This window comes from Halobacterium sp. CBA1132 (assembly GCF_001485535.1).
Lineage (GTDB): Archaea > Halobacteriota > Halobacteria > Halobacteriales > Halobacteriaceae > Halobacterium.
On record NZ_BCMZ01000001.1, the window covers coordinates 2,559,154 to 2,571,843 of the forward strand.

General features: G+C 61.9%; 7 protein-coding genes, 3 tRNA genes and 3 rRNA genes. 10 read left to right on the forward strand and 3 right to left on the reverse strand.

Going from position 1 to position 12,690, the window contains the following annotated elements:
• The first annotated feature begins 103 nt into the window (after positions 1–103).
• Both AVZ66_RS13400 and pheT read left to right on the forward strand, forming a co-directional pair.
• The gene (locus AVZ66_RS13400) at positions 104–1,612 is read left to right on the forward strand and encodes a phenylalanine--tRNA ligase subunit alpha (protein WP_058984572.1); all 1,509 of its coding nucleotides are present in this window, start codon (positions 104–106) and stop codon (positions 1,610–1,612) included.
• On the forward strand, positions 1,612–3,327 hold the full coding sequence (gene pheT / locus AVZ66_RS13405) for a phenylalanine--tRNA ligase subunit beta (RefSeq protein ID WP_058984573.1): 1,716 nt from the start codon (positions 1,612–1,614) through the stop codon (positions 3,325–3,327). The genes AVZ66_RS13400 and pheT overlap by 1 nt, the downstream gene beginning before the upstream one ends.
• On the opposite strand, the gene AVZ66_RS13410 is transcribed toward pheT, so the two are convergent.
• Entirely contained in the window at positions 3,328–4,377 is a 1,050-nt protein-coding gene (locus AVZ66_RS13410; protein ID WP_058984574.1) for a quinone-dependent dihydroorotate dehydrogenase, read from the reverse strand. It abuts the gene before it with no gap.
• A 4-nt stretch (positions 4,378–4,381) separates the two neighbouring features.
• Positions 4,382–4,579: an AbrB/MazE/SpoVT family DNA-binding domain-containing protein gene (locus AVZ66_RS13415; RefSeq protein WP_058984575.1), complete on the reverse strand. Its 198-nt coding sequence runs from the start codon at positions 4,577–4,579 to the stop codon at positions 4,382–4,384.
• Between the two features lie 224 nt (positions 4,580–4,803).
• On the opposite strand from AVZ66_RS13415, the gene AVZ66_RS13420 reads away from it, so the two are divergent.
• The 8 genes from AVZ66_RS13420 (at position 4,804) to AVZ66_RS13455 (ending at position 12,549) form a co-directional block, all read left to right on the forward strand.
• The gene (locus AVZ66_RS13420; RefSeq protein ID WP_058984576.1) at positions 4,804–5,112 is read left to right on the forward strand and encodes a non-histone chromosomal MC1 family protein; all 309 of its coding nucleotides are present in this window, start codon (positions 4,804–4,806) and stop codon (positions 5,110–5,112) included.
• An 890-nt stretch (positions 5,113–6,002) separates the two neighbouring features.
• A 16S ribosomal RNA gene (locus AVZ66_RS13425) occupies positions 6,003–7,475 on the forward strand.
• A 110-nt stretch (positions 7,476–7,585) separates the two neighbouring features.
• Positions 7,586–7,657: transfer RNA gene (locus AVZ66_RS13430), tRNA-Ala, on the forward strand.
• Positions 7,658–8,025: 368 nt separating this feature from the next.
• Positions 8,026–10,947 (forward strand): 23S ribosomal RNA (locus tag AVZ66_RS13435).
• A gap of 128 nt (positions 10,948–11,075) precedes the next feature.
• Positions 11,076–11,197, forward strand: a 5S ribosomal RNA gene (gene rrf / locus AVZ66_RS13440).
• The 16S, 23S and 5S rRNA genes sit together here with 2 tRNA genes alongside, the layout of an rRNA operon.
• A gap of 123 nt (positions 11,198–11,320) precedes the next feature.
• Positions 11,321–11,396: transfer RNA gene (locus tag AVZ66_RS13445), tRNA-Cys, on the forward strand.
• Between the two features lie 92 nt (positions 11,397–11,488).
• Positions 11,489–12,289 (forward strand): hypothetical protein, encoded by an 801-nt coding sequence (locus tag AVZ66_RS13450; protein ID WP_082678851.1) that lies wholly within the window; start codon positions 11,489–11,491, stop codon positions 12,287–12,289.
• A gap of 53 nt (positions 12,290–12,342) precedes the next feature.
• Positions 12,343–12,549: a hypothetical protein gene (locus AVZ66_RS13455; RefSeq protein ID WP_058984577.1), complete on the forward strand. Its 207-nt coding sequence runs from the start codon at positions 12,343–12,345 to the stop codon at positions 12,547–12,549.
• 64 nt (positions 12,550–12,613) lie between these two features.
• On the opposite strand, the gene AVZ66_RS13460 is transcribed toward AVZ66_RS13455, so the two are convergent.
• Positions 12,614–12,687: transfer RNA gene (locus AVZ66_RS13460), tRNA-Lys, on the reverse strand.
• Between the last annotated feature and the right edge of the window lie 3 nt (positions 12,688–12,690).

Here is a 12,690-nt window from a genome sequence, read left to right on the forward strand (position 1 = left end):
GCCGGTGGACGCCGCGCGCCGGCGAGAGTCGCCGCGCGGCCGAACCCGCCCGTTCGGGCCGGGAGCGGAACGGATAACTGACTGCCACACACCCCTACGCACAATGAAACTGCCACCACAGCAGGTCGCGGTGCTCGAAGCGGCGAGCACCGACGAACCGAGACGCATCGCCGACCTCGCGGCCGACATCGACCGACCGCCGGAGACGGTCACGGGCGCGGCGTTCGAACTCGAAGACGCCGGCCTCGTGGACGTCGTCGAGGAGGTCGAAGAAGAAGTCGAACTGACAGACGAAGGCCGCGAGTACGCCGAGGACGGCCTGCCCGAAGTACGGCTCTACGAGGCCGCACTCGAACTCGGCGCCGACGACGAACCTGTCTCGATGGGCGAAGTCATCGGCGCGTCCGGACTAGAGGGTCCACAGGTCGACATCGCGCTCTCGAACTACGCCCGGAAGGGCTACGGGAGCATCGACAGCGGCGACCTCTCCGCGGACCCCGACGCCGACCCGAGCGAGGACGCCGAAGCCGTCGCGCTCGACACGCTCGCTGACGGCGGGACCGTCGAAGACAGCGACGTGCTCGACCAGTTGGCGCGCCGCGACCTCGCCGCCGTCCGCGAGCGAACCGTTCGCTCGGTCCTCTTGACTGAGGCGGGCGTCACCGAACTCATGGCGGGCGTCGAGTCCGCCGAACAGGTCGGCCAACTCACCCCCGACATGCTCGCGTCCGGCGAGTGGCGCGACGCCGAGTTCGCCGACTACAACGTCGAAGCCGACGCCGGCGAGTACACGCCCGGGAAGACCCACGTCCTCCGGCAGGCCGCCGAGCGCGTCAAAGACGTCCTCGTCGGCATGGGCTTCCAGGAGATGGAGGGCCCGCACGTCGACGCGGACTTCTACATCAACGACTGCCTGTTCATGCCCCAGGACCACCCCGCGCGCAACCACTGGGACCGGTTCGCGCTCGACCAGCCCGCGAACATCGACGACCTCCCCGACGACCTCGTCGAGCGCGTCGAACGCGCCCACCGTGAGGGCGTCGGGCCGGACGGCGACGGCTATCACTCGCCGTGGGACGAGGACTTCGCGCGTGCGCTCGCGCTCCGCGGACACACGACGAGTCTCACCGCCCGCTACCTCTCCGGCGTCGCCGGCGAGGAGGTGGAGGCGCCCGCGCGGTACTTCAGCGTCGAGAAGGCCTACCGCAACGACACCCTCGACGCCACGCACCTCCTGGAGTTCTTCCAGATCGAGGGGTGGGTGATGGCCGAAGACCTCTCCGTGCGCGACCTCATGGGGACGTTCCGCGAGTTCTACAGCCAGTTCGGCATCACGGACATCGAGTTCAAACCCACGTACAATCCCTACACGGAGCCGAGCTTCGAGCTGTTCGGGCGCCACCCCGAGACCGGCGAACTCATCGAAATCGGGAACTCCGGCATCTTCCGCCCGGAGATGCTCGAACCGCTCGGCGTCGACGCCGACGTGATGGCGTGGGGGCTCGCGCTCGAACGCCTGCTGATGCTCGTCACCGGCTTCGAGGACATCCGGGACGTCCACGGGACGCTGTGTGACTTGGAGTTCCTGCGGGACGCGGAGGTGGTGTACTGATGCCCGTCGTCGACATCGACCCCGACGAACTCCGCACGCTCACCGGGCACACCGACAAGAGCGACGACGAACTCAAAGACGACCTCTTCGGACTCGGCATCGAGTACGAGGGCGAGACCGACAACGGCGAGTTCAAACTCGAGTTCGAGGCCGACCGCCTCGACCGCCTCTCCGTGGAGGGCATCGCGCGCTCGCTGCGCTACCACTACGGCGACACCCGCGGCGTCTACGTCCCAGACACGAACGGCGCCGAGTGGACGATTCAGGTCGAAGATGTCCCTGACGACCGGCCCTGCGTCACCGGCGCTGTCGTCCGCGGCGTCGACCTCGACGAGGACGCCCTCGACTCGCTCATCCAACTCCAGGAGAAACTCCACGCGACGATGGGCCGCAAGCGCGCGAAAGGCGCCATCGGCATCCACGACCTCGCGATGCTCAAAGGCGAAGCCATCGACACCGCCGACGGCTCGCCCGGCAAATCCATCACCTACACCGGTATCGAACCGGACGGCGACACGTTCGTCGCGCTCGACGACGACGCCGAACGCACGCCCGCCGAAGTGCTCACCGAGCACCCGACCGGCGAGCAGTACGCCGACCTGCTCGCCGACTACGACCGCTACCCCGCCATCTACGACGGCATCGGGATGTTCAGTTTCCCGCCGGTCATCAACGGCCGCCGCACCGAGGTCTCCACGGACTCCCGAGAGCTGTTCGTCGAACTCACCGGTACCGACCAGTGGACCATCGACCGGATGTGCGCCATCATCTGTTACGCGCTCGACGCCCGCGGCGCCACCGTCGAGAACGTCACCGTCGAGTACGGCGATACGGAACTCGTGCGCCCCGATTTCGAAGTGCGCACCAAACGAGTCTCCCACGAGCGCGTGGAGACGCTGCTCGGCATCGACTTCGAACCCGACGAAGTCGTCGACCTCGCCGAACGCGCGGGACTCGATGCTGAACCCGAGGGCGGGGACGAACTCACCTACGACGTGGAGATTCCGCCGTACCGCGTCGACGTCCTCCACCCCGTGGACGTCGTCGACGACATCGGGCGCGCGTACGGGTTCAACGACCTCGTGCCGCGCTACCCCGACGTCAGCACCGTCGGCGGGCGCACCGAGACCTCGCGACTGGAGGCTGCCGCCCGCGAGACGCTCGTCGGCCTCGGTTTCGAGGACCTTCTGAACTTCAACATGACCAACGAGGCCGACAACTTCGACCGAATGCGCGTCTCCCCCGACGACGACGCCGTCGGCGCCGCGGCCCCCGCGACCATCGACGAACCCTACAGCGAGGACTTCACCATCCTCCGGACGTGGGCGCTGCCGTCGCTGGCCTCCGTCCTCGAAAACAACACCCACCGGTCGTACCCGCAGGACCTCGCGGAGATCGGGTTCGCCGCGCACGTCGACGACTCCACCGAGACGGGCGTCGCCGAACGCCGCACCGTCGCCGCCGTGCTCGCACGCCACGACGCCTCCTACGAGGACGCCAAAGCGCGACTCGCGGCGCTCTGCGAGGAGTTCCACGTCGACTTAGAGACGCCCGCGACCGACCACCCCTCGTTCATCGACGGGCGCGCTGCTAGCGTCGTTATCGACGGCGAAGAAGTGGGCGTCGTCGGTGAACTTCACCCCGCGGTCATCGTCGACCACGACGTCGAAGTGCCGGTCGCCGGCTTCGAGTTCGAACTCGACGCGCTCCGATAATCACAGGTCCACGCCGACCGCGTCCGCGACGGACGCGAAGCCGTCGCGGGCCAGCAGTTCGAGCAGCCCTTCGTTGATGTCCTTCGCGATGCCCGGCCCGCGGTAGACGAGGCCGGTGTACAGTTGCACCACGGATGCGCCCGCGCGAATCTTCTCGTAGGCGTCTTCGGCCGTGAACACGCCGCCGACGCCGACGACAGGGAGGTCTGTCCGCTTCGCGACGAACCGCACTTGGTCGGTCGCGCGCTTGCGAATCGGCCGCCCCGAGAGCCCCCCCTTCTCTGCGGCGTTCGGACTCCGCAGCGACTCCGGCCGGTCGGTCGTCGTGTTCGTCGCGACGACGCCGTCCAACCCCAGTTCGTTCGCCAACTCGACCGCGTCCACGACTGCGTCGCGGTGGAGGTCCGGCGAGAGTTTCACGAGCAGCGGCGCCGCGCCCGCGTCTTGGAGCGTCTCCAGAATCGCCGCCAGCTGCTCGCGGTTCTGGAGCTCGCGCAGCCCCGGCGTGTTCGGACTGGAGACGTTCACCACGAAGTAGTCGCCGTCCTCGGCGACCCGCTCGTACGTGTACCGGTAGTCGCTCGGAGCGTTCTCAAGGGGTGTGGACTTCGACTTCCCGATGTTCACGCCCACGGGCACGTCCGGGAGTCGCTGTCCCGCGAGGCGCTCGCCCACGATGTCCGCGCCCGCGTTGTTGAACCCCATCCGGTTGACGAGGCCCTCGTCCGCTCGGAGTCGGAACATCCGCGGCCGTGGATTCCCGGGCTGACCCTCGGCAGTCACCGCGCCGACTTCCACGTGCCCGAACCCAAGCGCCGCCAGCGCCCGCGGTATCTCGGCGTTCTTGTCGAAGCCGGCTGCCACGCCGACTGGGTTCGGGAACGACTGGCCGAACGCCTCGACGGACAACCGGTCGTCGTCGACTGTGTAGTGCCCCGCGTACGCGCGTTCGAGGTGTAATTTCTGTGCGACGCCGAGCAGTCCCGTAATCGCCTCGTGGGCGGTCTCCGGGGGGAGTCGGAACAACAGCGGTTTGGCCAGCCCGTACATCCCGTTAGAAGTCGTGTTCGACGTCGTCCTGGTCGGCCCGCTGGATGATGATTTTGTCCTCCCGAACTCTGACGAAGACCTCGTCGCCGATGTCGAGACCGGCGACCGACAGTTCGTCCTCGTGGAGGTTGACGTGCGCGTTGTGGTACTCCCCGTCGTCGCCTTTCGCGCCACTCGGGCTGAGCGTCTTCTTGCGAACCATCGCGAAGTGTCTACGTTGCCTTTCGCCGCACACCGTACTTAAGTTCTTCCGACCGCCTGACCCGACGCTCGCTGGCGGGGACTGACGGCGGCTACAATCGGCGAACTGTCGCGGTCCGGGTCGGCGCTTTCCCCGGACCAGCCGACTGAATACATAAAACTACCGGCAAAATCGGCGGTATATTTATCACTCGTCCTTGTGTTCGGGTAGCATGGAGCAAAACCATGGTACGTGAGGACGGCAAGCGCAACTTCGCGCTCCGAGAATCCGACGACGAGACGAGCGTCTTCAGCGGGAACACCCCACGGCAGGCCGCGCTCAAGGCAGCCCGCCGCATCGAGGACGTCGCCGACAGTGAACAGAGCGCCGACCGCAAGGAGCTCCGGCTCCGAGAGAAGGGCACCGACAAAGTCCACATCTACGAAGCGTGGGCTTGGGAGGAGGACGCCCCCGGAGACAAACCAGACTGGATGCCCGGCGAGATCACGAAAGCCAACGTCTCCAAGGAAGGCATCAACCACATCGAAGACTAACGCCGCTCGCTGTATCTTTTGACCGCGTATGTGACGCGTAACGGCTTAGTCACTCCCACGAGTAGTGTCGACCGCGTGGGCACCACTCGGCCCGACCGCACGCACTCGCGCGGGATGACCGGCCGACCTCCTCCCACGTGGCACTCACACCCGTAGTCTACGGTACGCCGTCACGTGGTTTTCTGGTATGCGGTGGCGTGTCGAAGCGCCCCTGGTTCGATGGGGTTTTACGTAACCCAGCACTCGGATGAGATGCGAACGACGTGAGGTGGCTCGGTGACCCCGACGCCACTGATTGACGCCTCGACGCCCCGCGTCGAACTCCTCGCCTTCGGCGAGTTTGGTTCGATGCCCTTAAGTGATACCGGGCACTCGGATGAGATGCGAACGACGTGAGGTGGCTCGATGATCTCGACGCCACTGAAATCATCCCTGCGCCCCGCATCGAACTCCTCGCCTTCGGCGAGTTTGGTTCGATGCCCTTAAGTGATACCGGGCACTTCGGAATAATGCGAACGACGATGAGGTCACTCGGGTTTCCCGAGTGACTGACGCATGCTTCCGTGCCCGCTTTCGGGCCTCGACTAACGCTCTCACGAGCTTGGTTCGATGCCCTTAAGTAATAATGGGGCGTTGGAGGAAATGCGAACGTCGTCTTGGGCCGAACGAAGTCCGGCAGGTTTATGACCTGTCGCGGACTACGTTCAGGTCCGAAGGAATGAGGATTCCACCCCTGCGGTCCGCCGTACAGATGGAATCTGATGTTAGCCTTGATGGTTTGGTGACATCCAACTGGCCACGGCGCTTTGTCGTGGCTATGAGGAACACTTTTGTGTTCCCGCCAAACCAGGACTTTTAGTTCTGGTCGCTGGGGTTTAACCCCAGCAAACATTCCGGTTGATCCTGCCGGAGGCCATTGCTATCGGAGTCCGATTTAGCCATGCTAGTTGTGCGGGTTTAGACCCGCAGCGGAAAGCTCAGTAACACGTGGCCAAACTACCCTGTGGATGGGAATAATCTCGGGAAACTGAGGCTAATTCCCAATAATGCTCCACCCCTGGAATGGGTGGAGCTGGAAACGCTACGGCGCCACAGGATGTGGCTGCGGTCGATTAGGTAGACGGTGGGGTAACGGCCCACCGTGCCAATAATCGGTACGGGTTGTGAGAGCAAGAGCCCGGAGACGGAATCTGAGACAAGATTCCGGGCCCTACGGGGCGCAGCAGGCGCGAAACCTTTACACTGTACGCAAGTGCGATAAGGGGACTCCGAGTGTGAAGGCATAGAGCCTTCACTTTTGTACACCGTAAGGTGGTGCACGAATAAGGGCTGGGCAAGACCGGTGCCAGCCGCCGCGGTAATACCGGCAGCCCGAGTGATGGCCGATATTATTGGGCCTAAAGCGTCCGTAGCTGGCCGGACAAGTCCGTTGGGAAATCTGTCCGCTTAACGGGCAGGCGTCCAGCGGAAACTGTTCGGCTTGGGACCGGAAGACCTGAGGGGTACGTCCGGGGTAGGAGTGAAATCCTGTAATCCTGGACGGACCACCGGTGGCGAAAGCGCCTCAGGAGGACGGATCCGACAGTGAGGGACGAAAGCTAGGGTCTCGAACCGGATTAGATACCCGGGTAGTCCTAGCTGTAAACGATGCCCGCTAGGTGTGGCGCAGGCTACGAGCCTGCGCTGTGCCGTAGGGAAGCCGAGAAGCGGGCCGCCTGGGAAGTACGTCTGCAAGGATGAAACTTAAAGGAATTGGCGGGGGAGCACTACAACCGGAGGAGCCTGCGGTTTAATTGGACTCAACGCCGGACATCTCACCAGCTCCGACAGTAGTAATGACGGTCAGGTTGATGACTTTACCCGATGCTACTGAGAGGAGGTGCATGGCCGCCGTCAGCTCGTACCGTGAGGCGTCCTGTTAAGTCAGGCAACGAGCGAGACCCGCACTCCTAATTGCCAGCAGTACCCTTTGGGTAGCTGGGTACATTAGGTGGACTGCCGCTGCCAAAGCGGAGGAAGGAACGGGCAACGGTAGGTCAGTATGCCCCGAATGAGCTGGGCAACACGCGGGCTACAATGGTCGAGACAATGGGATGCAACTCCGAGAGGAGGCGCTAATCTCCTAAACTCGATCGTAGTTCGGATTGAGGGCTGAAACTCGCCCTCATGAAGCTGGATTCGGTAGTAATCGCGTGTCAGCAGCGCGCGGTGAATACGTCCCTGCTCCTTGCACACACCGCCCGTCAAAGCACCCGAGTGGGGTTCGGATGAGGCCGGCATGCGCCGGTCGAATCTGGGCTCCGCAAGGGGGCTTAAGTCGTAACAAGGTAGCCGTAGGGGAATCTGCGGCTGGATCACCTCCTAACGATCGGGACCAGGGCGTAGCCCTGGCCCACCTTTCGACGACGCCGTGACCAGTTGGACACCTACAAACCATCAAGGCTAACGTTAACCTCCTCCCGATTCGGGAGGTGGGCCCATAGCTCAGTGGTAGAGTGCCTCCTTTGCAAGGAGGATGCCCTGGGTTCGAATCCCAGTGGGTCCATCCCGTCCGGGATTCATCTTAAACCGTTCCCCTTAAGTGGGAGACGGCGCAACGATGAATCGCGACGAAGACTGATGCACCACCCCGCGAAAGTGCGGGTGGGAAGGGTCTATGTACGCTCCTCGTTCACCACGAGGACGTACGATGACGACCGTGTGTAAGTGCAATCCAGGCGCTCACTGGACTCGACCACCGTGGTCGAGTACCGACTGTTGGTCACATCCGTGACTCAACAGCGCTCAACCATTGCGTGTTGAGCATTTGTTGGCTGCTTCGCAGTCAACTTCATCGTCGTTGGCTTCACCGCCAACAACCCTCGACCACTTCGTGTGGTTGAGTACCATCGTCAGCTGCTCTGCAGCTGACATCCAACGTGGCTACTGTGCCACCTGGTGGATAGCTCGGCTCGGATGCCGATGAAGGACGTGCCAAGCTGCGATAAGCCTGAGGGAGCCGCACGGAGGCGAAGAACTCAGGATCTCCTAATGGGAATCCCCACTGCAATTGCTTTGCGCAATAGGGAACGGCCGGAATTGAAACATCTCAGTACGGCCAGGAAGAGAAACCGAATGGGACGCCGTCAGTAATGGCGAATGAACGCGGCACAGTCCAAACCGAAGCCTTCTGGGCAATGTGGTGTTCGGACTGGCGTGCATCGATCGAACGTTCTCGCGAAGTCTCCTGAAATGGAGCGCGATACAGGGTGACAGCCCCGTATCGAGGACAAGTAAATCGTGAGCCAGCTCCAGAGTAGCGGGGGTCGGAAATCCCTCGTGAAGATGGCAGGCATCGACTGCCAAGACTAAGTACTCTCCGAGACCGATAGTGAACAAGTAGTGTGAACGAACGCTGAAAAGCACCCCACAAAGGGGGGTGAAATAGGGCTTGAAATCAGGTGGCGATGGAGCGACGGGGCATAAAAGGCCTCACTGGGAACGAGTCAGGCGCGAGCCTGTAGTAGGACCTGTGAGGAGCCGATGTTCCGTCGTACGTTTTGAAAAACGAGCCAGGGAGTGTGTCTGTCTGACGAGTCTAACCGGAGTATCCGGGGAGGCGTAGGGAAACCGACATGGCCGCAGCGCTTTGCGCGAGGGCCGCCGTCTTCAAGGGCGGGGAGTCAAACGGACACGACCCGAAACCAGATGATCTACGCGTGGGCAAGATGAAGCATGGCGAAAGCCATGTGGAGGTCTGTTAGGGTTGGTGTCTTTCAATACCCTCCCGTGACCTACGTGTAGGGGTGAAAGGCCCATCGAATCTGGCAACAGCTGGTTCCAACCGAAACATGTCGAAGCATGACCTCTGCTGAGGTAGTTCGTGGGGTAGAGCTACCGATTGGAGGGTCCAACTCCGAGAGGAGTTGGCCCTCCTGTCGAACTCCGAACCTACGAACGCCGTTGACGCAGGGAATCCGGTATGCGGGGTAAGCCTGTGTACCGTGAGGGAGACAACCCAGAGTTAGGTTAAGGTCCCAAAGTGTGAGCTAAGTGCGATTGAAGGTGGTCCCGAGCCCTAGACAGCCGGGAGGTGAGCTTAGAAGCAGCTACCCTCCAAGAAAAGCGTAACAGCTTACCGGCCGAGGTTCGGGGCGCCCAAAATGATCGGGGCTCAAGTTCACCACCGAGACCTAACGGCACGCGTTACAGCGTGATCCAGTAGGTTGGCACTCTGTTCGGGCGGAAGCTCGGGTGAGAACTCGAGTGGACCGAATGGGGAAGAAAATCCTGGCCATAGTAGCAGCGTTAGTCGGGTTAGAACCCCGACGACCGAGAAGAGCAAGGGTTCCTCGGCAATGCTTATCAGCCGAGGGTTAGCCGGTCCTAAGTCCCGTCGTAATTCGAGCGGGTCAAAAGGGAAACGGGTTAATATTCCCGTGCCATCGTGCAGTGAAAGTCGACGCCTCGGAGTAGCTCGAGCCGGGCCATCGCCCGGTCGAACCGTCCAAGTCCGTGGAAGCCGTAATGGCAGGAAGCGGACGAACGGCGGAATAGGGAAACTCGAGTCAATCTGGGGCCCGTGAAAAGACGAGCACGATGTCCGTACCAAGATCCGACACAGGTGCTCTGGCAGCGAAAGCCTAGGTCTGTCGGGAACAACCGACGTTAGGGAATTCGGCAAGTTAGTCCCGTAAGTTCGCGATAAGGGATGCCTGCCCAGTGATTGGGCAGGTCGCAGTGTCTTGGAGGCTCCGACTGTCTAATAACAACATAGGTGACCGCAAATCCGCAAGGACGCGTACGGTCACTGAATCCTGCCCAGTGCGGGTATCTGAACACCCAGTACAATGGGGCGAAGGACCCGTTAACGGCGGGGGTAACTATGACCCTCTTAAGGTAGCGTAGTACCTTGCCGCTTCAGTAGCGGCTTGCATGAATGGATCAACGAGAGCCTCACTGTCCCAACGTTGGGCCCGGTGAACTGTACGTTCCAGTGCGGAGTCTGGAGACCCCCAAGGGGAAGCGAAGACCCTATAGAGCTTTACTGCAGGCTGTCGCTGGGACACGGTCGCTGATGTGCAGGGTAGGTAGGAGACGTTACACAGGTACGTGCGCTAGCACGCCACCGAGTCAAGCATGAAACACTACCCGTCAGTGACTGTGACCCTAACTCCGGGAGGAGGACACCGGTAGCCGGGCAGTTTGACTGGGGCGGTACGCGCTCGAAAAGATATCGAGCGCGCCCTAAGGCTACCTCATCCGGGTCGGAGACCCGGAGAAGAGCGCAAGAGCATAAGGTAGTCTGACAGTGTCCTACACAACGAGGGACGCTGAGGCGAAAGCCTGGTCTAGCGAACCAATGAGCCTGCTTGATGCGGGCCATTGCTGACAGAAAAGCTACCTTAGGGATAACAGAGTCGTCACTCGCAAGAGCACATATCGACCGAGTGGCTTGCTACCTCGATGTCGGTTCCCTCCATCCTGCCCGTGCAGAAGCGGGCAAGGGTGAGGTTGTTCGCCTATTAAAGGAGGTCGTGAGCTGGGTTTAGACCGTCGTGAGACAGGTCGGCTGCTATCTATTGGGGGTGTTATTGGTGATTGACAGGAACGTTCATATAGTACGAGAGGAACTATGAACGGGTGCCACTGGTGTATCGGTTGTCCGAGAGGGCAAGTGCCGAGCAGCTACGCACCACGGGGTAAGAGCTGAATGCATCTAAGCTCGAAACCCACCTGGAAAAGAATCACCGTTGAGGTCTCTCGTAGAAGACGAGTTCGATAGACTCGGGGTGTACGCGTCAAGGCAACGAGACGTTCAGCCCGCGAGCACTAAACGACCAAATGCCACACACTCATGCACTCACCACATTACGTGGTCGAGTCCAGGCGTTAACTGGATTGCACTTACACACGGACGTTCGCCGATACTGGCGTCCCGGACTTCTGTCCGGGAACAACGGTTCGATTCCGTTGGTCGGTATTAAGGCGGCCATAGCGGCGGGGAAACTCCCGTACCCATCCCGAACACGGAAGATAAGCCCGCCTGCGTTCCGGTCAGTACTGGAGTGCGCGAGCCTCTGGGAAATCCGGTTCGCCGCCTACTATTCATACTTCATTAAGCCTCGAACAGCACTGCTGCTGTTCGGGGCTTTCTGCATTTGTAGCGCGGAGTGGCGACACTTCGTACCGCTACGTTTAAGCGAGCGAGCGCAGTACCACGAGACGTGCCAAGGTGGCAGAGTTCGGCCTAACGCAGCGGCCTGCAGAGCCGCCCATCGCCGGTTCGAATCCGGCCCTTGGCTTTTTCGCGTGCGTCGTTCGTCGTTGAGGCGGTCCCGTGCGTTCGCGCGGCGGGAAAGTAACGATTATACGACGCCCTCTCTACGCTTCGAGTATGCAACGACGTGCTGCGGCGGTGTCCGTCGTGGTTTTCATTCTGCTGGCGGCCGGCGCGTACACGTACATCGGTGCCGCTCAGCAGCCTGACGTGACACTAGAGAACCCGGATTACACGGTTTCCGCTAACGAGACAGTGACGCTGGCGGGGACGTCGTACAGTTTCACAGAGGTCTCGGAGGATTCCGCGACCGCAGAGTGGACTAATGAGTCCGCGCGGTACACGGAGTCGTGGGCGGCCAACGATACGGTGGTCTACCGGGGCGGGAATTATTCCGTTGTCATTCCGAGTCAGTCGGATCCGTCGGAGTTCGAGCTCCGTGAGGTCCAGACGGTTGACCGGCCGACAGTCGAGCAGAACGGCACGACGTACGTCATCGTCGAGGAGGATGGGGAGCGCCGACTCGTCGAGCGTGACGAGTATCTCGACGACCCGACAGTCTACGAGTTCGCGGAGGGCGACGCAATCGAGCGCCCGAACAACGACAACGAGACTCGCGTGGCCTCGGTCACGAACTCGTCGGTGACCATCGAGTGGTTCGCGCCGCGGACGAACGAAGTCGGCTTCGACGAGGGGGAGAACACGTCTGTCGGTGACACCGCGTACCTCGCGCACTTCGAGCAGCAGGGCGGCGCGTCGGTCCTGCAGTTGACGACCGACTACGAGGATTACCACTCGGATGTCGAGGCACAGGAGACGTTCCACGAGCGCATGAACGGGCTCTGGGGAATCACCATCTTGAGCATGCTGGCGGCGGCGTTCCTCACGATGCTGGCGTTCATGCCGTCGCGGTACTGACGCCGCTGCGGCGTTCCGTCACCGTTAACGTGTTCGGCGGCGACGCGTCGTGCATGCAACAGTTGTTCGCTGATACGCTCGACGTCTACGGCGTCCTCGTCGGCGTGTTCGTCGCACTCGTCGGTATCGCGACGCTCGTCGGGATGCCGTGGCAGTACACTAACAGCGGCGTCGTCACAGTTCTTCAGGCGCTGGGCGCGCTCGGCGCCGTCGGCATCGGCGCGGGTCTCGCTTGGCTTGCACACGCACAGACACAGTAGCGGTTTCTTCGTTTCGACGTTGCCGAGTGGCGACGCTGTACGAACTGTTCGTTCGTCGCAGAAGCGGGCCGAGAGGGATTTGAACCCTCGACCGTCTGGTTAAAAGCCAGACGCTCTGCCGGGCTGAGCTATCGGCCCTCG

Coding starts and splice junctions, on each gene's coding strand:
- AVZ66_RS13450 (WP_082678851.1), top strand. CDS start 11,489: ATGCAACGACGTGCTGCGGCGGTGTCCGTCGTGGTTTTCATTCTGCTG.
- AVZ66_RS13410 (WP_058984574.1), bottom strand. CDS start 4,377: ATGTACGGGCTGGCCAAACCGCTGTTGTTCCGACTCCCCCCGGAGACC.
- pheT (WP_058984573.1), top strand. CDS start 1,612: ATGCCCGTCGTCGACATCGACCCCGACGAACTCCGCACGCTCACCGGG.
- AVZ66_RS13455 (WP_058984577.1), top strand. CDS start 12,343: ATGCAACAGTTGTTCGCTGATACGCTCGACGTCTACGGCGTCCTCGTC.
- AVZ66_RS13400 (WP_058984572.1), top strand. CDS start 104: ATGAAACTGCCACCACAGCAGGTCGCGGTGCTCGAAGCGGCGAGCACC.
- AVZ66_RS13420 (WP_058984576.1), top strand. CDS start 4,804: ATGGTACGTGAGGACGGCAAGCGCAACTTCGCGCTCCGAGAATCCGAC.
- AVZ66_RS13415 (WP_058984575.1), bottom strand. CDS start 4,579: ATGGTTCGCAAGAAGACGCTCAGCCCGAGTGGCGCGAAAGGCGACGAC.